At 68.1% G+C, this 19,335-nt stretch carries 14 protein-coding genes; 5 read left to right on the top strand and 9 right to left on the bottom strand.

Annotation, left to right across the window (positions count from 1 at the left end; translation table 11 throughout):
- The first annotated feature begins 287 nt into the window (after positions 1-287).
- Positions 288-1,670 (top strand): MFS transporter, encoded by a 1,383-nt coding sequence (locus tag C662_RS11100; protein WP_002928839.1) that lies wholly within the window; start codon positions 288-290, stop codon positions 1,668-1,670.
- On the opposite strand, the gene C662_RS11095 is transcribed toward C662_RS11100, so the two are convergent.
- Positions 1,615-2,550 carry a sodium-dependent bicarbonate transport family permease gene (locus C662_RS11095; RefSeq protein ID WP_002928837.1) on the bottom strand — a complete coding sequence of 312 codons (936 nt, stop codon included), beginning with the start codon at positions 2,548-2,550 and terminating at the stop codon, positions 1,615-1,617. The two genes, C662_RS11100 and C662_RS11095, sit on opposite strands and share 56 nt — an antisense overlap.
- Before the next feature lie 184 nt (positions 2,551-2,734).
- On the opposite strand from C662_RS11095, the gene C662_RS11090 reads away from it, so the two are divergent.
- Complete coding sequence (locus C662_RS11090; protein WP_002928834.1) at positions 2,735-3,664, top strand: LysR family transcriptional regulator; 930 nt, start codon at positions 2,735-2,737, stop codon at positions 3,662-3,664.
- Here C662_RS11090 and C662_RS11085 read toward each other — a convergent pair.
- The 5 genes from C662_RS11085 to C662_RS11065 form a co-directional block, all read right to left on the bottom strand.
- Positions 3,567-7,016, bottom strand: a complete 3,450-nt coding sequence (locus C662_RS11085; protein WP_002928831.1) for a transglycosylase domain-containing protein — start codon at positions 7,014-7,016, stop codon at positions 3,567-3,569. The two genes, C662_RS11090 and C662_RS11085, sit on opposite strands and share 98 nt — an antisense overlap.
- A 218-nt stretch (positions 7,017-7,234) precedes the next feature.
- Positions 7,235-8,545, bottom strand: a complete 1,311-nt coding sequence (locus C662_RS11080; protein WP_002928828.1) for a tryptophan--tRNA ligase — start codon at positions 8,543-8,545, stop codon at positions 7,235-7,237.
- 281 nt (positions 8,546-8,826) lie between these two features.
- Positions 8,827-9,234 carry a hypothetical protein gene (locus C662_RS11075; RefSeq protein ID WP_002928827.1) on the bottom strand — a complete coding sequence of 136 codons (408 nt, stop codon included), beginning with the start codon at positions 9,232-9,234 and terminating at the stop codon, positions 8,827-8,829.
- A 43-nt stretch (positions 9,235-9,277) separates the two neighbouring features.
- Entirely contained in the window at positions 9,278-12,052 is a 2,775-nt protein-coding gene (locus tag C662_RS11070) for a bifunctional diguanylate cyclase/phosphodiesterase (protein ID WP_002928826.1), read from the bottom strand.
- 82 nt (positions 12,053-12,134) lie between these two features.
- Positions 12,135-13,301, bottom strand: coding sequence for an MFS transporter (locus C662_RS11065; RefSeq protein ID WP_002928825.1), 1,167 nt, complete (start codon positions 13,299-13,301; stop codon positions 12,135-12,137).
- 289 nt (positions 13,302-13,590) lie between these two features.
- Between C662_RS11065 and C662_RS11060 the strand changes: the two genes are divergently transcribed.
- Together C662_RS11060 and C662_RS11055 are read left to right on the top strand one after the other, a co-directional pair.
- On the top strand, positions 13,591-14,211 hold the full coding sequence (locus C662_RS11060) for a DOMON-like domain-containing protein (RefSeq protein WP_002928824.1): 621 nt from the start codon (positions 13,591-13,593) through the stop codon (positions 14,209-14,211).
- Positions 14,212-14,216: 5 nt separating this feature from the next.
- Positions 14,217-15,440 (top strand): exo-beta-N-acetylmuramidase NamZ family protein, encoded by a 1,224-nt coding sequence (locus tag C662_RS11055; RefSeq protein ID WP_002928817.1) that lies wholly within the window; start codon positions 14,217-14,219, stop codon positions 15,438-15,440.
- Here C662_RS11055 and C662_RS11050 read toward each other — a convergent pair.
- Positions 15,437-17,053: a SulP family inorganic anion transporter gene (locus C662_RS11050; RefSeq protein ID WP_002928815.1), complete on the bottom strand. Its 1,617-nt coding sequence runs from the start codon at positions 17,051-17,053 to the stop codon at positions 15,437-15,439. The two genes, C662_RS11055 and C662_RS11050, sit on opposite strands and share 4 nt — an antisense overlap.
- Before the next feature lie 221 nt (positions 17,054-17,274).
- Here C662_RS11050 and C662_RS11045 point away from each other — a divergent pair, with 221 nt between their 5' ends.
- Positions 17,275-18,219 (top strand): ribose-phosphate diphosphokinase, encoded by a 945-nt coding sequence (locus C662_RS11045; RefSeq protein WP_002928812.1) that lies wholly within the window; start codon positions 17,275-17,277, stop codon positions 18,217-18,219.
- Positions 18,220-18,238: 19 nt separating this feature from the next.
- Here the strand turns inward: C662_RS11045 and C662_RS11040 are convergent, their stop codons facing one another.
- Together C662_RS11040 and C662_RS11035 are read right to left on the bottom strand one after the other, a co-directional pair.
- On the bottom strand, positions 18,239-18,712 hold the full coding sequence (locus C662_RS11040) for a phosphate-starvation-inducible PsiE family protein (protein WP_002928808.1): 474 nt from the start codon (positions 18,710-18,712) through the stop codon (positions 18,239-18,241).
- A 72-nt stretch (positions 18,713-18,784) separates the two neighbouring features.
- A complete protein-coding gene (locus tag C662_RS11035) occupies positions 18,785-19,192 on the bottom strand; it encodes a hypothetical protein (protein ID WP_002928806.1) in 408 nt (135 codons plus the stop codon).
- Between the last annotated feature and the right edge of the window lie 143 nt (positions 19,193-19,335).

Below are 19,335 nucleotides of genomic sequence, written 5' to 3'. Positions count from 1 at the left end.
CAGACCTGAAGGGCGGGTCGTCCCGCCGTTCATCGACGGTCGCCATGCAGGACGCACGGCGGGCGGGGTCGTCCCCGCGTCGAATGGGTTTCGGGCGCTATTAGACTCGGCAGCACCGGCCTTGGCAAGCGCGCCAAGCTGATATGCGGGATCAGCTTGGCGCGACATGCTGTGGGACGGACAGGCAGCGCCACCCGCGCGAGGCTGGTAGACTATTTTGTCCAAATGCAAACGGCAGGCTCCGGCGACTGCACCCATCCGGCGCGGACAGTCGAGCCTGTGCTGCCATGCTCCCTACCCTCGTTCCCATCGGCGCCCTGCTGTCGGGCATTGCCCTGCTGCTGCTCGGCTCGGGCCTGGTCAACACGGTCATCCCGCTGCGCGGAAGCCTGGAAGGCTTCTCGGCAAACACCCTCGGGCTCATCGGCTCGACCTACTTCCTGGGCTTCTTTCTCGGCACCTTCATCGCGCCACGCCTGATCCGCCGCATGGGCCACATCCGCGCATTCGCCTTCTTCGGCGCGACGGTGGCGAGTTGCATCCTGCTCCACACCCTCATTGTCGATGCCGGGGTATGGATGGGGCTGCGCGTGCTGACCGGCGTCGGCCTGGTCGGCTTCTATGCCGTGATCGAGAGCTGGCTCAACGACCAGACCGCGGCCGAGCGCCGCGGCCAGGTGTTCGCGATCTACATGGTGGTCAACCTCGCTGCGCTCGCCGGCGCCCAACAGTTGCTGCGCCTGGACACGCCGGCGGCGTTCACCCTGTTTGCGGTGGCGGCCATCTTCGTCTGCCTGTCGCTGCTGCCGGTGACGATGACACGCTTGCCACAGCCGCAGATCGGCGCCCGACCGCGGCTCGACCTGGGCCTGATCTGGCGTGCGGCGCCCGCAGCTTTCGTCGGCGCGCTGTCGTCCGGGCTGTCGATGGGGGCGTTCTGGAGCCTGACCCCGCTGTACGCCGAAGGCATCGGCCTGGACGCGGCCGGGGTGGGCCTGCTGATGAGCACGGCGATCATCGGCGGCGCCCTGCTGCAGTGGCCGATGGGGCGCTTCTCGGACGCCGGCGACCGCCGCCTGGCGCTCGCGGTAGCGGCCATCGGCGCAGCCTCGGCCGGGCTCGTGGTCGCCCTGCTCGGCCACCTCGAGCATGTATCGCTGGCAGGCCTGTTCGTGTTCGGCGGGGCGGCGTTCGCCGTCTATCCCATCGTGGTCGCGCACCTCGTCGACCACCTGCACAAGGACGAGATACTCGCCGGCAACACTGGCGTGCTATTCCTGCATGGGCTCGGCGCAGCAGTCGGACCTGCCGTCGCCGGCGCCCTGATGGGGGTGTTCGGCAGCATCGCCCTGCCCCTGCACCTGGGCCTCGCCTTTGTCCCGCTGGCGATCTACGCCCTGCTGCTGTACCGCCGCACCCGGGACGAGATCGTCGATGAGCCCGCCCAATTCACTGCCATGATGCGCACCTCGCCCACCGTGCTCGAGATGGTGGCCCCGGAGGAGCGTTCAGCCACCGCGGAGAACCGGAACGGAGATCCGGGCGAGGGCGGCGCGGACGGCGCCGAACAGGCCCTTGCTGCGGACCTGCCGTCGGCAACCGGCGCCGAGGACCTCACGCCATCGCCTGCGCCCACCACAGATACAGCGGAATCCCGACCAGCAGGTTGAAGGGGAAGGTCACCGCCAGTGCGGCGGCGACGCCCAGTGCCGGGTTGGCCTCGGGCACGGCGATGCGCATTGCGGTAGGCGCGGCGATGTACGAGGCGCTGCCGGCCAGCGTCATCATCAGCACCGTACCGCCCACGCCCAGACCCATCAGCTGGGCAACACCCCAGCCACCCAGGGCCAGCACCGGCGGCAGGGCAAGGCCGCAGCCGACGAGGAAGAGACCGGCCTTCTTCAGGTCGGGCAGGCGGTCGGCCGCGATCAGGCCCATCTCGAGCAGGAACAGGCAGAGCGCGCCCTTGAACAGATCGACGAACAGCGGCGACATCGGCTCCAGACCCTGGGGACCGGCAACCCAGCCGATGATGATGCCGCCGCCGAGCAGCACGACGCTCTTGTTGGCGAAGACCTCGTGCACCAGCGCCGCGGTCGTCGTGCGCCCGTCCGCACCCTGGGTGCCGAGACGCGCCATCAGGGTGGCGACGATCAGCGCCGGCGCCTCCATGAGGGCGGCGAGCAGGGCGAGGTGCCCCTCGACCTCGATGCCGCGGCTGCCGAGGATCGACGCGCCGACGGCGAAGGTGACGATGCTTACCGAGCCGTAGTGCGCCGCCAGCGAGGCCGAATCAGCGCGACCGAAGCGCAGGCGAAAGAGCGGGAAGACGAAGAGCGGGATCACCGCGCCGAGTCCGATCGCGAGCAGCGCATCGACCCACAGCGTGGCGCTCTCGGAGCGCGCGATCTCCATGCCGCCCTTGAGGCCGATGGCCAGCAGCAGGTAGATCGACAGCGTCTCGAACACTGCCGCCGGCAGGCGCAGCCCGCTGCGCACCAGCGAGGCGACAACGCCGAGGGCGAAGAAGAAGGGTACGGCATCGACCATGTTGTGGCTTCCTGTGGAGATGCTCGCTAGGCGTGCATCCTGGTGATCTGGGCTGCGGCCCGCCTCACCTGGCGAGAGGCAGCGAGCGGACACATTCTGCCGCAGTGCACACATGGATAAAAATCGTATCTTTTTAGGTTTAACATAGTCTTTTATCTATGCTACTGCGCCGGTCACCTCAGCCATGCGTCTCACTCTCCACCAGCTCCGCCTGCTGCTCGCCGTGTCGCGCGAAGGCAGCGTCACGCGCGCGGCCCAGCGCCTGCACCTGACCCAGCCCACGCTGTCGGGGCAGCTTCGCCAGTTGTCCGAGCAGGTCGGGTTGCCCCTGTTCGAGCGTGTCGGACGCCGCCTGCACCTGACCACAGCGGGCGATGCCGTGGTGGGTGCCGCGCAGCGTGTCGAGCAGGAACTGGAAAACCTCGACGAGACGCTCGCCGAACTGCGCGGCGACGTGGTCGGCCGCCTGCGCCTGGCCGTGGTGAGCACCGCGGAGACCTTCATCCCGCGCCTGCTGGGCGACTTCCGCCGCGAGCGGCCGGCGGTCGAGGTGTCGCTGGTGGTGCTCAACCGCGATGCGGTGGTCCGCCGCCTCGCCGACAACCTGGACGACCTCTACATCATGAGCCGGCCGCCGGAGGTGCCCGTGGTGGTGGCGACCCCTTTCCTGAGCAACCCGCTGGTGGTGATCGCCCCGACCCACCACGCTCTTGCCGGGCACATCGACATCGCCGTGCGTGCGCTGGAGGATGAGGAATTCGTGCTGCGCGAACAGGGTTCGGGCACGCGGCAGGCGGCGGAACACTTCTTCGCTGCGCACGACATGGCGCTGCGCCCCCGCCTCGAGCTGGGTAGCAACGAGGCGGTGAAGCAGGCCGTCGCGGGCGGGCTGGGGCTGTCGGTGCTGTCGGCCCATGCGCTGGCGCACGCTGCGGACGAAGGCATCGCCGTGCTACAGGTCGTCGACACACCGGTGATGTCGCAATGGCAGGTGGTCTACCCTGCCGGCAAGCGCCTCAGCCCCCTCGCTGCAGCCTTCCTGCGCTTCCTGCAGGCGCGGGCGCCGGAGCTGAACCGGACGGCGCAAGCCCGGCTGACTGCGGCGCGGCGCTGAGCTCGGCACCACCGATGCGACCGACGCGCAGGCGGGTGGGTTCGTAGTCGGCGGCATCGGTGAGGCCTGGCGCCGCAGTCACACCCTCGTCCCCCTCGGGGGCGAGCGTCGGCGGGTCGGGCTCGGGCGCCTCGTAGTCGGCGGGCGGCGCCGTGTCATCGCCATTGACGGGCAGGCTCGAGTCATCCTCCCGCAGCCCATCCTCATCGTGCAAAGCCTCCCCGTCCAGCGCCTCGCTTTCGCGGGGCGTAACGCGGTCCGCTGTCGTGGCGTCATCGGGCGCAGGCACGGCAGGAGCCGGCAGGGCCAGATCGTCGACAGGCGCGCACGCCAGTTCGGGCTCAGACTCCAGGTGAGGCAGCAGCACCGGCGCCATCGACTTGAGGATCTGCACCGGCAGCGCCGACGTGAAACGGTAGGATGCCGCGTTGGGCCCGATCACGTAGGCGGTGAGCGAGCCGAAGTGGCGCGGCCCCAGATAGAAGACGAAGGTGGCCGTACGATTGAGCGCCACACCAGCACGGCCGCCGACGACGATGCGGTTGTCGCCGGTGCCGGTCTTGCCACCCAGCGCGAGCTCGCTGCCGTCGGCGAGGCGGAAGGTGCCCGCCAGGCGGCGCGCCGTGCCGCCCTCGACGACCTCGGACAGTGCGCCGCGCAAGGCCGCGGCGACTTCCACCGGCATGACCTGGTCCCCCGCCGAGGGCCGCACCGCAAAACCGGTCTCGTAAGGGGTGTCGACGGCGAAGCGCACGCGGTCGATGCGCTGCGTCGGCAGCCGCACACCATCATTGACGATGATGCCCATGAGCTCGGCGAGCGCCGCCGGACGGTCGCCCGAGCTGCCGAGCGCGGTGGCCAGCGAGGGCACGAGGTGGCCGAAGGGGTAGCCCAGCCGCGCCCAGCGGCGATGAATGTCGAGGAAGGCCTCGACCTCGAGCATGGTGAAGATGCGCACGTCCTGGGCACTGCGCGAGCGCGTGCGGAACAGCCAGCGGTACACCTCCTGGCGCTCTTCGGCGCTTGCGGCCACGGCCTCGGCGAAGGTGCCGTCCGGGTTGTGCAGGCGGTGGGCGACCAGCCACAGCTCGAGCGGATGGACACGGGCGACGTAGCCGCGGTCAGGCAGGTCCCAGGCCTCGGGCGCATGGCGACTGTAAAGCTGGGCGACCCGCCCCTCGGTGAGGCGGGCATCGCCCAGGCGCTGGGCGAGGAAGGTCGCCAGCGCCTCGGGCGGCGCCTCGGGCTCGAGGTAGCGGTACACCGCGGCCAAGCGCTCGGCGGTGGGACGCAGGCCGTCGAGCAGCATCGTGCGCATTTCCTCCGGCGTACGGCCCTGGTACTTGCGCCAGAAGCGGCGCAGGAAGGTCTGCCCCTCGCGATCGGCAAAGCGGGCGAGGTACTCCATGCGGCGCGGGTCGTCATTGTCCTCGAGCAGGCGCGCGGTACTGCCGGGCACCTGGTACATGGTGTGGCGCACGATCTCGCGCATCAGGCGTACGAATGGCAGATTGATCGAGGCCTGCAGCGCTTCGCGCAAGGTGGGCTCGCGCAGGTTGTCGCTGCTGTTGAAGTTGCCGAAGGTATGCCGCCCGCCGCCGGTGAAGAAGCCCTCGCCCGGATTGGCCGAGAAGCGGCGTTCGAGCGCAGCCTCGAGCATCAGCGGCAGGCTGCGGTCTGGGGCCGTGGCGAGATAGTCGATCGCCCAGCGCGTGAGGTTGTCCTGGCGGTCAACCTCGACACGGCGCAACGCCGGCACATCGAGCTCGGCCAGGCGGCCATGCAGCTCAGCAACGATTTCGAGATAGGTGGTGAGCACGCGCAGCTTGGCGGTGGAGCCAAGCTCGAGCTTGCTGCCTTCGTTGATGTCGAGGGGCTGGTCGGTGGTATCGGTCTGCACGCGTACGCGGTTGCCACCGGGTGTGCGCTCGACCAGGGTGAAGCTGTAGCGCACGGCGCCGAGCGTGGCGGGGTTCAGCATGCGGTCGGCAACCAGGCCCTGGCTGCGCGCGAAGGCCGGTTCGGACAGGCGGCCAAGGTAGCCGCTGACGGCCTGCTGCAGCCCGGCGTGCAGCGTGGTATCCACCTCGGCATCGAGCCGGTCCAGGCTGTACAGCGAGGTGCCGAGCATACCGGCCAGGCGCGCGCGGACAGCGGTCGTGCCCTTGCCCGGGTTGGCCGGGCGCAGCGGTGGGTTGGCGCGCAGGTCGCGGTACACCAGGGGCTGCGCCAGCGCCGCGTCGCGCAGCGCGGCACTGATCGTGCCGGCCTCGGCGAGCAGGCGCAGGTACGCGTCGGTGGTGCGGGTGAGCACCTCGCGCCCACCCATCAGGTACCACGACGGGCGGCGATGGGCGATCATCAGCGCCACCATCTGGCGCAGCGCCATGCCCTGGGCTTGCAGTGTCTCGGGCTCGTCGAGCGCCTCAGGCGCGGACAGCAGCGCATTGACGCGCTCGAAATCGCTCGCGAACCACACCCACAACCCGTCGCCCACGCCGTTGACCTCGCCATGGCCGGGCGCCGCCGACAGCGGCACGGTGTTGAGGTAGTCGAGCACGAGCTGGCGGCGCACCGGCAGGGTGTGCTCACCCTCGCGGTAGGCGCGCACACTGGCCGACACCATCTGGCGCAGCTTCTCGCGCGCATCGTGGGTGATGCCGTCGGGCGAGTGGCGATACTTCTCGATCTGCGTCGCCAGCGTGCTGCCGCCAGGCGCGTCGAGGTCGGCGCTGACCATGCGGCCGAGCTGGCCGAGGGCGGCACGCGCAAAGCGCACCCAATCCACCGCCGGATTGAGCAGCGGCCGCGACTCGTCGAGCAGGCCGCGGTTCTCGATGAACAGCAGCGCCTCCGCGACGACTGGCGGCACCGCCTCGAAGCTGGCATAGCCACGGTAGGGATAGCGGAAGTCGTACAGCGCGTCGCCGCGGCAGTCGAGCACGTCGAGCCCGGCGCGCGCCTTCTCGCGATAGGGCGGGAAGAAACCCTGGCCGACGTAATCGAGCAAGGCATCGCTGAAGCGCGTCTGTGCGGTGAGCGCGAAGCCGCGCGCACCCAGGCGTTCAATGAAGCGTGGCAGTTCGGTGTAGCCCAAGCGCTGATCGAAGGGGCCATGCTGCGGATACAGCACAGCCTCACTCGGCCCCGCAATGCGTTCGTAGTCCAGGCGGGCGGCAAAGCGCGCGATCTCGCGCGCCTGCAGGCGGGAGGTGTCGAGTTCGTGGCGGAGCAGGATGCCGCCCGCGACCAGGGCGACGACAAGCAGCAGGAAGGCCGCCGCACCAAACAAGCGCCAGGGGCGCCGCCGGCGCGCGGCGAGCGCCGGTTCCTGCGCCGGCGCGGACGACATCGGCGCTGGCGCCAGGGCGGGTGCGCGTGCGGACTGAGGGGCTTTGTTGGCTTTCGGTGGGTGGCGCTTCACGGCTGAGGGGCAGGATATTGCATCGCACCAATTATCCCGATTTCAAGGCTGGGAAAGCACACTGTTACAGCTGCGCCACACCGCCCATGGCCACCAAACCACCGCTTCTGGACAGCCACCTCACCCGAGCGCCGCCGCGCTACGTATCACTCGGCGAAGCTCGCGAGCGCAGCACGCAGTCCGGTCGCCGCGCAGCCGCCGACAAGCGCGGCCACGCGCTCACCGCTGACGAACACGCCGTCGCCTGCGACCTCGAACTCGCCCCCCTGCTTGAGATAGGTCACGAGCGCGCCGGCCTCGCGCGGCGTTGCGAAACCCTCGCTGACGACCAGGGTGGCGCCGTCGGCAGCGACGAGCTTGAAGTGGAAGCGGCCGTCGCCCTCGCGGTACTGCTTGAACTGGGGCTGGGTAGTCGCCTTGGCCTTGGCGGCCTTGGCGGGCTGGGCCATCGTCGTGAGCCGGCGCAGGCCGACGGCGTGACGCAGTTCGGCGATGAAGGGGGTGGCGATCGCGCGCGCCTTGGCCGCGCCCTCGAGCAGGTGCGTCTCGATCTGTGCCGGGTCGGCGATCAGCTCCTCGTAGCGCGCACGCATCGGCGCCACCGTAGCCTCGATCTTGTCGAACAGCGCCTGCTTGGCCTCGCCCCAGGCGATCCCCTCCTCGAAGGCCGTGCGCATCGCCCGCGCCTCCTCTGGCCGGGAGAAGGCCTGATAGAGCTCGAACAGGGCGGAGCCGTCAGCGTCCTTCGGTTCGCCGGGGGCCCGCGAATCGGTGACGATCGAGAACACGAGCTTCCTGAGCTCGGCCGTGGGCGCGAACAGCGGGATGGTGTTGTCGTAGCTCTTGCTCATCTTGCGCCCGTCCAGGCCGGGCAACGTCGCCACCGAGGCATCGATCGCCGCCTCGGGCAGCACGAAGTGCTCGCCGTAGAGGTGGTTGAAACTGCCAGCGATGTCGCGCGCCATCTCGATGTGCTGAATCTGGTCGCGGCCGACCGGAACGGAATGCGCCTTGAACATCAGGATGTCTGCCGCCATCAGCACCGGGTACATGTAGAGACCCATGTTGACGCCGGCATCCGGGTCCAGGCCATCAGCGGTGTTCTTGTCGACTGCGGCCTTGTAGGCGTGGGCGCGGTTGAGCAGGCCCTTGCCGGCAATGCAGGTGAGCAACCAGGCGAGCTCGGGGATCTCGGGGATGTCCGACTGGCGGTAGAACCACACGCGGTCGGTGTCGAGCCCTGCGGCGAGCCAGGTGGCGGCGATCTCCAGGGTCGAGCGCTGCACGCGCAGCGGGTCGGTCGTCTTGATCAGCGCATGATAGTCGGCCAGGAAATAGAAGCTCTCCACGCCCGGGTGGCGGCTGGCGGCGATCGCCGGCCTGATGGCGCCGGCGTAGTTGCCGAGGTGGGGGGTGCCCGAGGTGGTGATCCCGGTGAGGACGCGCTGCACAGTCATGGCTGGCTCCGGCTGAAACTGGACAAAGACCGCGAGTTTAACGGCTTGGCACGCGTTGCATAAGGCGCTTGCGTCTCAACACGCGGCATTCGCGTGGCGTATCACGACATCGAGGGCGCCACATGGAGTGCCGCCTTGGGAGGCTCGCGGCTGGCGCCGCTCCCACAGCGAGGGCAGCAGCGCGGGGTTCTGCGTAGGAGCGGCGCCAGCCGCGAGGGTCTGAAGGCCGCAGCCACAACCCTCCCCAAGCAGACTCACAGCGGCTGCACTTTCCCTGCGTCTCAATCCGCCCAGCGCAAGGACAGGGTTGCACCGCCGCCCGGGCGCAGCTCCACCCAATGCTCCTGGCGCACCCCTTCATGGGTGGCGATGACACGGTAGGTCCCGGCCTCGGGCACGTTCACCTGGCCAACAGGGCCGCAGGGGGCCTCGACACTACGGCCGCCCAGAGGCTCCTCGACCCGTGTATGGACATCGGCAAGATAAACGCCACCCGCGGTGGCGTACAGCAAGGTGAGGGCGTACATCGATACTTCGGCGCGCATGCGCGTGGACTCGTCGGCACCGATCCCCCCACAACGAAGGACGAAGGCCTCGCCATCCACCAGCGACGGCTGCGCCCAGCAGGGGGGCACACCGGCAAGCCCCGTGAGCAGGCAGGTCCCGGCGATGACGATGCGGTGTTTCATGACACTCCTTGAGACAAGGGGTTCGAGGCGGCGTGCGTACGACTCAGTCGCCGGCGCAGCTGTCCAGCCAGTGCGCGGGCCAGGCTGCAAGCGGCAAGGGCTTGCCGAGCAGGTAGCCCTGAAAGCGCTGGCAGCCATGTTCGAGCAGAAAGGCGTGCTGCGCCTCTGTCTCCACGCCCTCGGCGATCACTTCCAGGCCGAGCGAGCGGCTCATGCCCAGGATGGCAAGTACGATCGTCTCGCTGCCGGCATTGTCGAGCATGTCGCGCACGAAGGACTGGTCGATCTTGATCTGGTCGAGCGGCAGGCGGCGCAGGTAGGACAGCGAAGAGTAGCCCGTACCGAAGTCGTCGAGCGAGAAACGTACGCCCAGCGTCCGCAGCTGCGCCATGCGCGCGACCGTCTCATCAATATCGCCAAGGATCACGCTCTCGGTCAGCTCGAGCTTGAGTGCCGAAGGCATGATGCCATGGCGCTGCATCGCTGACGTGACCTGGGGCACGAAGTCCGGCTGGTGGAACTGGCGCGCGCTTACATTGACGGCGAGGCTCAGCGTGCGCGTACCCGGCTGCGCCTGCCACGCCGCCAGCTGCCGGCAGGCGGTGTCGAGCACCCAGCCGCCGAGCGGCACGATCAGGCCAGTGTCCTCGGCAACAGGGATGAAATCCGCCGGCGACACCATCCGCCCGCCCTCGACCGGCCAACGCGCCAGCACCTCGGCGCCGACGAGTTTGCCGTCGCGGCAGAACTGAGGCTGGTAGAACAACTGGAAGACGCCCTCGTCCAGGGCCTGGCGCAGCGCAGCTTCCATCTCGGCGTGGGCCTGCACCCGTGCCTGCATCTGCGGGCTGAAGAAGCGCGTCGTGTTGCGCCCCTCTTCCTTGGCCATGTAAAGCGCCACCTCGACCTGCTTGAGCAGGTTCTCGATCGCCCACTGGCGCCCCTGGAACAGCGTGATGCCGATGCTGAAGGACATGTAATGCGGACGACCGCTGTCGTCGAGGTCGTCATAGGGCGCCCCGAGGACGGCCTGAATCTCCTTGGCAATGCCCTCCGCCCGTATCAGCGCCTCCTCCTTGCCGCGGCCGAGATGCTCGACGATGACGGCAAAGTCGTCATCGCCCTGGCGGGCAACGGTGTCTTCCTCACGCAAGACCTGTCTCAAGCGCCGCGCCACCGCCTGCAGCAGACGGTCTCCCGCAGCATGGCCCTGCGTGTCGTTGAGCTGCTTGAAGCGGTCGATGTCGAGCAACAGCAGCATCGCATAGTCGCCGGTATGCGCACTCGACAACACGGCGTGCTGCAGGCGGTCACGCATCAGCGCCCGGTTGGGCAGTTCGGTGAGCGCGTCGTAATAGGCGAGCCGGTGCACCAGGGCCTCGGACTGCCGGCGCAGGGTGATGTCCTCCTTCACGGCAACGAAATGGGTGATGACGCCGTCGGCATTCTTGATCGGTGCGATCGTGGCAAACTCGGTGTAGCTGGAGCCGTCCTTGCGTACGTTGTCGAATTCGCCGCGCCACACCTCGCCACGCAGGATCGTCGCCCACAGCTCGCGGTAGGTATCCTCGGACGTCCTCCCCTTGTTGAGAATGCGAGGGTTCTGGCCGATGAGTTCTTCACGCGCATATCCGGTCACGCGACAGAAGGCGTCATTGACGTATTCGATCCGGCCGTGGGGGTCGGTGATTACCACACTCTCGGGGCTTTGCTCGACCGCCATCGACAGGCGGCGCAGTTCGGCCTCGCGGCGTGCGAGCTCGACGGCCATGCGCTCGATGCCCTCCTCGACCGCCCTCAGCTCGAACACGTCCGATGGCTGCGCTATGGAGGTTGCCGGCGCGCCTTCGGCGATGCGCGCGAGCACTTCGCGGGTACTGCCGGCCCAGCGCTCGATCAGGGCGCGGATGGCGTAGCGCGCCGCCAGCGCCGAGATCAGGGCGACCAGGGCAAGCAGCGCGACCCGTGCCGAGAAGGCCCGGTCAACGTCGGCCAGGGATCGCCCCAGAGGTGCCCCGATCACGACATCGACCATGTCACCGGCGAAACTCACGCCCCGCACGCCATACAGGCGCAATGCGCCTTCCAGCCCTTCCACCTCGCCGACCCCACCTGCTGCGGTCTTGATGCCGAGGAAAGCGGCATGCCTCTCCTCCGGCAGGCGCACGCCCTTCCAGGGGTGGCCATCCGGATAACGCGCAATCACTTCGCCCGCGTCGCTGAGCAGGATGGCCTCCCAGCCCTCAGGAAGTCGGTAGGCCGCAACCAGGCGGTCGAACCAGGCCAGTGAGAGCGATGCGAACAACACCGCGCGCAACTCCGTCCCGTCACGCAGCGGATAGCCGAATACCATCGACGGCCGCCCCGAGATACGACCGACGGCATACTCTCCAGCGCTGATGTCGCTGCCGGCGGACGCGTCCTTGAACCACTGGCGATCGTCGAGCCGGACCCCGCCCTGCAGCGGCAAGCCACTGCAGAACAGCGTGCCATCGGGCAGTGCAGCCCCCAGATTGTTGAAATCGGACAGTGTCGACAGCAGCCGCGAGGCAATCCCGCTGCACTCCTCGGCATCGAGGCTGGCGAGGTTGTCGGAGTTCGCCATGATGCCGAGCGTGCTGCGCACCGCGCGCAGGGCCATTGCCTCTTCCTGCTTCGCAGCCTCGAGCATGCGCGCCATGTCGCGCTCGGCCTGACTGACCGTCAGATCACGCTGACCGAGGTAGTCGAACACGAACATGACGAACAGCGGCAGCACCGCCAGCGCGATGACGAGCCACAGTCGGGAACTCAAGGAGCTCAGGTGATGGGAATGCATTTCTCAGCAAGCATGTATGCGCCCGCTCGGCCTGTCGGAGCTCGAACCATAGCGCGAAACATACCCAAAATGGGGAGTTCGTTCATCGCAATGCTCCGCGTCGCCACAACGGCCGGAGCGCCAACAGGCCGAGCAGCGGCCCGGGCAGGAGCAACCACGCGACGCGATCGCCAAGCAAGGGCCACAAGCGCGTTGCAAGCTCGATGGACGCCATCGTAAATGCATAGCCTACCGCATTCTGGAGCGCAAGCACGCTGCCCACGATCTGCTGCGGGCAAGCCTGCGCAGAAAGTGCGGAGAAGTGCGGTGAATCGGCCACCACGCTCGCCCCCCAAACCAGCATCAGCGCGCCCACCAGCACGGCCGGCGCGGTGCTCGCCAGCGGATAGAGCGCGCAGCACAGGGCCGATACGGCCAATGCCAGCGCCGCCACGCGTGCGCTGCCGACACGGCGGCTGAGCATGCCGCCGAGCACGCACCCCGCAGCGCCGATGCCGATCGCCACGAACGCGAACGCCGACCCGCCGCCCTTGCCGTCCCATGCCGCCGTCACCAGCAGTGGCACCAGCGTCCAGAACGCGTAGAGTTCCCATTGATGGCCGAAATAGCCCAGCGCAGATGCGCGCAGGCGCGGCGCACGAAAGGCGAGGACGACCTCACCCAGGCGCAGGTGCGGCATGCCGCGCCGGCGCACGAGATGAGGCCCGTCGCCAAGTCGCCAGATCATGAGCGCTGCCGCCACCGCCAGCAGCGATGACACGAGGATGGTGGGCTGCCAACCCCAACCGGCGTCGAGCGCGCGCACGCCATGCGGCAGCGCGGTCCCCAGCGTGAGCATGCCGACCAGCCAGGCCAGCGCGGCGCCAGCCTGTTCCGGCACCCAGCTCACCACCAGCTTCATGCCCAGCGGATAGACCCCGGCAAGCGCCAGGCCGACGACAAAACGCCATGCGAGCCCCTCGTCCAGACCCTGCGCCAACAACGCAAAACCCGCATTGGCCGCGGCGCCGACGAGCGCGCTGCACGCGAAGATGCGGCTGGCGGCAAAACGGTCGGCCAGGCCGGTGAGCGCAAACACGAGCGTGCCGACGATGAAGCCGAACTGGACCGCGTTGGTCAGGCGGCCGATGTCGGCGCTGTTCAGGCCCCAGGCCAGCATGAGATCGCCGCCCGCGCTGTTGGCGGAAAACCAGAGCGAGGTGCCGAACAGCTGGGCAAGGACGATGATGGCAAGTGGCGACGCGGGCATGGAGCGGAGTCTGCCGCGAGAACAGGCGTCTTCTCAAGCGGGGAAACCCCTTGCCCGCCGGGCCGGGCGTAAAAAAAGGCCCAGGCGCTTTCGAGCCTGGGCCTGAATCCACATCACGAGGAGAGTGGAGGAGACAGGTGCGATATTACACAAGGGATTTGTGCGTTGCAACATCCAGGCTATCGAAAAGTGTTTCCGAGCGTGATCGATGACACACCCGGAGCGGGCTGTATCCGTGCGCAGGCCCAGCGGCTAACATTGCGCCTTTGCCGCCCACTGCCCGAAGACCGTGTCCCACAGCCCCTCAGAGCGCCCCAAGGTTCCGACCATCACGGTAGGCCTGCGCCCCCACCCCAGCAGCCCAGATGCAGCCGTTGCCGGCAGCGGCCCGGTCGGCCACCTGCTCGCCACCATGTACGCCGCACCGGAAGGCGGTGCAGTGTTCGAGTTCCGTCTCGACGACAGCCGCATCGACCGCCTCGTCGTTCCCGCGCCGCAGCCTTCTGTCGCGGCCGACGGCCTATGGCAGCACACCTGCTTCGAAGTCTTCCTCGGGGTGCCCGGAGAGCCGACCTACCGCGAGTACAACTTCTCGCCCAGCGGCCAGTGGGCGGTGTACGCGTTCCAGGGCTGGCGCCAGCGCGTCGACGGCTTTGCCGCCGAGCAGGCACCCGAAATCCAGTGCACCCACGACGCGGGCAGCCTGGTGCTGCAGGCACGCGTCCCGGCCGGACTGCTGCCGGCGGTGCCGCCGGGCACCGACCTCCAGGTCAGCCTGGCTGCCGTCATTGAACGCAAGGACGGTCAACTCGAGTATTGGGCGGTACGCCATGCCCCCGCTCAGCCCGACTTCCACGCCCGCGACACGTTCGTCCTCACGCTGGCCACCGCAACGCGCTCCCAGCCCTGATCCGCATGCCCCAATCCATCCAGTTCGGCCTCGACCGCTTGCTCGCCGAGCCGGCGCTACGCCGCCCGCTCGCCGGCCGTCGCATCGCCCTGCTCGCTCACCCGGCATCGGTGACCCGCGACCTCAAGCACTCGCTCGACGCCCTCGGTGCCTTGCCCGACATCACGCTATCGGCCGCCTTCGGCCCGCAGCATGGCCTGCGCGGCGACAAGCAGGACAACATGGTGGAGTCGGCCGACTATCGCGACCCGCTGCATGGCATCCCGGTGTTCAGCCTGTACGGCGAAGTGCGCCGGCCGAGCGCAGCGATGATGGACAGCTTCGACGTGCTGCTGGTCGACCTGCAGGACCTCGGCTGCCGCATCTATACCTTCATCACCACCCTGCGCTACGTGCTGGAAGAAGCGGCGAAGCATGGCAAGTCGGTGTGGGTACTCGACCGCCCCAACCCGGCCGGACGGCCGGTCGAAGGCACGACGCTACAGCCTGGATGGGAGAGCTTCGTCGGCGCCGGTGCCTTGCCGATGCGTCACGGCCTGACCATGGGCGAACTCGCCAACTGGTTCGTGGCCACCCTGGGCCTCGACGTCGACTGCCGCGTGATTCCGATGCAGGGCTGGCAGCCCGAGGCAGCGCCCGGCTACGGCTGGCCGCTGGGCGAACGCAGCTGGATCAACCCCAGCCCGAACGCGCCCAACCTGTCGATGGCGCGCTGCTATGCCGGCACCGTGATGCTCGAAGGCACGACCCTGTCCGAAGGTCGCGGCACGACACGCCCGCTGGAGATCTTCGGCGCCCCCGATCTCGACGCACGCGCACTGATCGCCGAGATGCGTACCCTCGCACCCGAGTGGCTGCGCGGCTGTGTGCTGCGAGACTGCTGGTTCGAGCCTACCTTCCACAAGCATGCGGGCCGCCTGTGCAACGGCGTGCAGATCCATGTCGAGGCGCCTGAACACTACGCGCACCATGCCTTCCGCCCGTGGCGGCTACAGGCGCTGGCCTTCAAGGCCATTCGCCGGCTTCAGCCCGACTATGCGCTGTGGCGCGACTTCGGCTACGAATACGAGTTCGACCGCCTCGCCATCGACCTCATCAACGGTTCGCCGGTATTGCGCGAGTGGGTGGACGACCCCGCCGCACGCCCACAGGACCTCGACGCCCTTGCCTGCGCCGACGAGGCGGCCTGGCTCGAGACGCGCGCGCCCTTCATGCTCTACCCGGGCTAGGCAGCGGGGGCAACCAGCGCACGCGCCTCGCCTAGCGCCGCAGCAAGGTCGTGACGCAACAGGGCCGCGGGCAGGTTTGGCGCGTGCAGGCGCAACAGCTGGGCATGAATCGCCGGCGGCACGACGACGAGCACGGCGATCGACTGCGCCTTGAGGCGATCGACCATCTCCTCGAGTGCGAACTGCGCCGACAGGTCCATGAAGGGCACCCGGCTGCAATCGAACACCGCGACCCGGGTGCCGATCACCTGGTCCACACGGTCGAGCAACTGGCTGGTGGAGCCGAAGAAGAAAGGACCGCCGACCTCGATGACGCGCACGCCGCTTTCCATGTCGGCGTCACGACCTCCCTCGCCCTCGCCGGCCTCGCGCGGCACCGGCCAGATGCGCAGGCTCGCCTGTGCGACCAGCTGGTGGATGATGAGCCCCATCGACAGCATGACACCGGCGGCCACGGCGACGATCAGATCCACCAGCACAGTCAGCAGGAATACCGCCGCCATCACCGCGACGTCGGCGCGCGGCGCACTGCGCAGCAGCTTGAGCAAGCGGTAGTCGAGGATGTCCACCCCGACCTTGATCAGGATCCCGGCCAGTACCGCGAGCGGGATCTCGCTCGCGAGCGGACCGGCCCCGAGCAGCAGGGCGAGCAGGAACAGCGCGTGCACGACCCCCGACAGCCGTCCCCGCCCGCCCGACTTGATGTTCACCACGGTACGCATGGTCGCGCCCGCGCCGGGCAGGCCGCCGGCAAACGCGCACAGCATGTTGCCGACGCCCTGGCCGATGAGCTCGCGGTTGGAGTGGTGGCGGGTGCGTGTCACCGAATCGGCGACCAGCGAGGTCAGCAGGCTGTCGATGGAACCGAGCATGCCGAGCGTGATGCCAAGCACCAGGATGGTCGTCCACGTCTCCAGGCTGAAGCTGGGCAGCGCAAGCTCGGGCAGACCGACCGGGATCTCGCCGATCACCGCGACCTCGAAGCCGGCGAGGGCGGACAGCGCGGTCATCGCCAGCAGCGCCACCAGCGGCGCTGGCACGATGCGGCTGATCGACATCGGTGTCCGGAACACGATGACGAGGGTCATGAGGCCGAGCAGCAGCGCCTCCCCGTTGAAAGCGCCGAGCACGCCGGGCAGGCCGAGGATCGCCCCCAGTGGCGAGGACGACGGCGGCGCGCCGAGCAAGGGCGCCAGTTGGAGCGCGATGATGATGACGCCGATGCCGCTCATGAAACCGGACACGACCGGGTAGGGAATGAAGCGCACGAGCGCCCCGGCACGCACCAGGCCGAGGCCGATCTGCACGATCCCACCCACCAGCACGGCCGCCATCGCCATGCCAAGATCGCCACCTACAGCGACGAGTGCCGATGCGAACACCACGGTCATCGGCCCCGTCGGCCCGGAGATCTGCATCCGCGTGCCACCGAGCAGGGCCGCGACGAGACCGAGCACGATCGCGCCGTAAAGGCCGGCCGCGGCACCCGCGCCGGAGGCGACACCGAACGCCAGCGCGAGCGGCAGCGCGACCACGCCAGCCGTCAGTCCCCCGAAGAAATCCCCCCTCAGCCGCGCCAGCGCGGAAGCCCCCTGCTCCATCGATTCACCCATGCCCGATCGACAGCCTGGCGGGTGCGGCCGATTGCTCGGTTGCTGTCTCCCCCCGCCTCGTTCTTTTCGCCACGATGTGGCAAAAGAAGCGCCGATGCAAGCCTGCAGGGGCGTCTTGTCGTAGCATTGCGGAGGACACCGCCCCAACGCGAACGCCACCCCGCCCACTACACCAGGACGCGCGGCCACGCCCGGACCGACGCGACCGGAGAATCGCCACGATGATCAAGCACGGACTCCAGATTTTTGCCTGCAGCGCCAGCCGCGACCTCGCCTGCGACATCAGCCAGCGCCTGGGCATGCGGCTCGGGCAACTGGACATCTCGCGCTTCTCCAACGACAACCTGCGGGTGCAGATCCAGGACAACGTGCGCGAGCGCGACGTGTTCGTGTTCCAGTCCTTCACCGAACCGGTGAGCGAACACATCATGGAGTTGCTGATCACACTCGACGCGCTGCGCAGCGCCTCGGCCCAGCGCATCACCGCCGTGATCCCCTACTACTCGTACGCACGCTCGGACAAGAAGGACGCGCCACGCATCTCGATCACCGGCCGTCTCATTGCCGACCTGCTACACACGGCCGGCGCCGATCGCGTGCTCACCATGGACCTGCATGCCGACCAGGTGCACGGCTTTTTCAGCGTGCCGGTTGACCACCTGACCGCGGTGACGCTCATCGTCGAGCACTTCCGCAACCGCTATGACCTGTCCAACATGGTCGCGGTCGCCACCGACGCGGGCGGCGCCAAGCGGGCCGGGCGTTTTTCGGAGAAGCTGGGCATCCCGATGGCGATCATCGACAAGCGTCGGGTATCGGACACCACGGTCAAGCAGGGCTATGTGGTGGGCGAGGTCGCCGGCCGCGACGTGGTGATCTTCGAGGACGAGATCGCCACCGGCGGCACACTGGTGTCCTCGGTCGACACGCTCAAGGCGGCAGGCGCGAAGAGCGTGCATGCGGCAGCCACCCACGGCGTGCTGTGTGGCCCAGCCATCGAACGCTTGCGCAACGCCGCGCTCGACAGCATCGTCGTCACCAACACCGTCAACCTGCCGGCGGAAAAACGCCTCGACAAGCTCACCGTGCTCAATGTTGCACCGCTCTTTGCTGCCGCCATCGAGCGCATCCACAGCGGCCAGAGCGTAGGGGCCCTGTTCGAGTGAGCGTACGCGCCCCGACCGCTTACTTGTCGGGCCGCAGCGACACCATCCAGTAGGTCACGCCCAGCGCCAGCACGATGACGCCGATGGCGAACAGGTACATCGGCTCGAGCGTACTGAGGTCGAGCACGATCACCTTGCGCGCGATCGCCATCAGCGCGGTCGCGATCACCAGCTTGACGTGGATGACATCGTCGCGCAGGTAGAGCGTGATGTTGACGAAGATCTCGATCGCGATCAGGACGGCGAGAAAGGCCGCAAAGACGACGAAGATGTCGTTTAGATCGAGCAGCAGGAATGGCGGCGAGGACAGCTTCTCGTAGAGCACGAGCACGACGTCGGCTACCGTCCACAGGATCACTGCGACCATCAGCACCGCGAGCACGCGGATCGCCTGGCGGATGACCCAATGCAGGCGGTCGATCAGGGGGTCGTCGACACGCTCGCCGAGGTGGTTGTCGTGCTCGGAGGCGCGCATGTTCCTGTTGTCTGACATGATGATCTCTCCATGCCTGCCGCCCGCGCCCGGCCTGCCCCCTGTTGGACCTGCAGGCCGGACGTGCGGCGCTCAGTTGAGTTTTCCAGGGGATGTCTTCATTCCCCACTTCTCCAGTGCGCGCCCGAGAACCTCGATCTCGGCGAGCGTCTCGACGCCATCGGCGCTGACGATGTCCTGCATCGCGCGCAGCAAGGCTTGCTGCAGGGCGGGTTCGGAGATGTCTTCCAGAACCAGATCGAGAACCTCGTCGGCCAGCCTGAGCCGCATGCCATCCATGTAGTGCGCACCCAGCATGAGGTCGTCGCAATACTCGCGCAGGATGCGTTCGAATTCGAGCTGACCGATCCCCAGGCGGCGGGCGAGATCCGTCCGCATTGCGGCATCGATCTCATCACGATCCAGGCCGCCGTCGGCCAGTACGGTCAGGGCGAGGATGCGGGCGGCGGCGGGCGTGCTGTCGGCTTCGTAGTGGCGCATGGCGATGTCTCCTGTGGTGTCGGAAGCACTGCAACCGCCTGACATTCCCGGTCGGAATGCACTGCGTGTTGCAGGTGAGTCAGACCTTAACGGAGAACAGTTCTCATAAAAAGTCGATTACCATTAGGCCAGAAATCGATTTT

Origin of the sequence: Thauera sp. 28 (assembly GCF_000310145.2) — a bacterium.
GTDB classification, from domain to species: domain Bacteria; phylum Pseudomonadota; class Gammaproteobacteria; order Burkholderiales; family Rhodocyclaceae; genus Thauera; species Thauera mechernichensis.
Note: the sequence above shows the minus strand (reverse complement) of the source record. Positions and strands in the feature narration are given on the sequence as shown.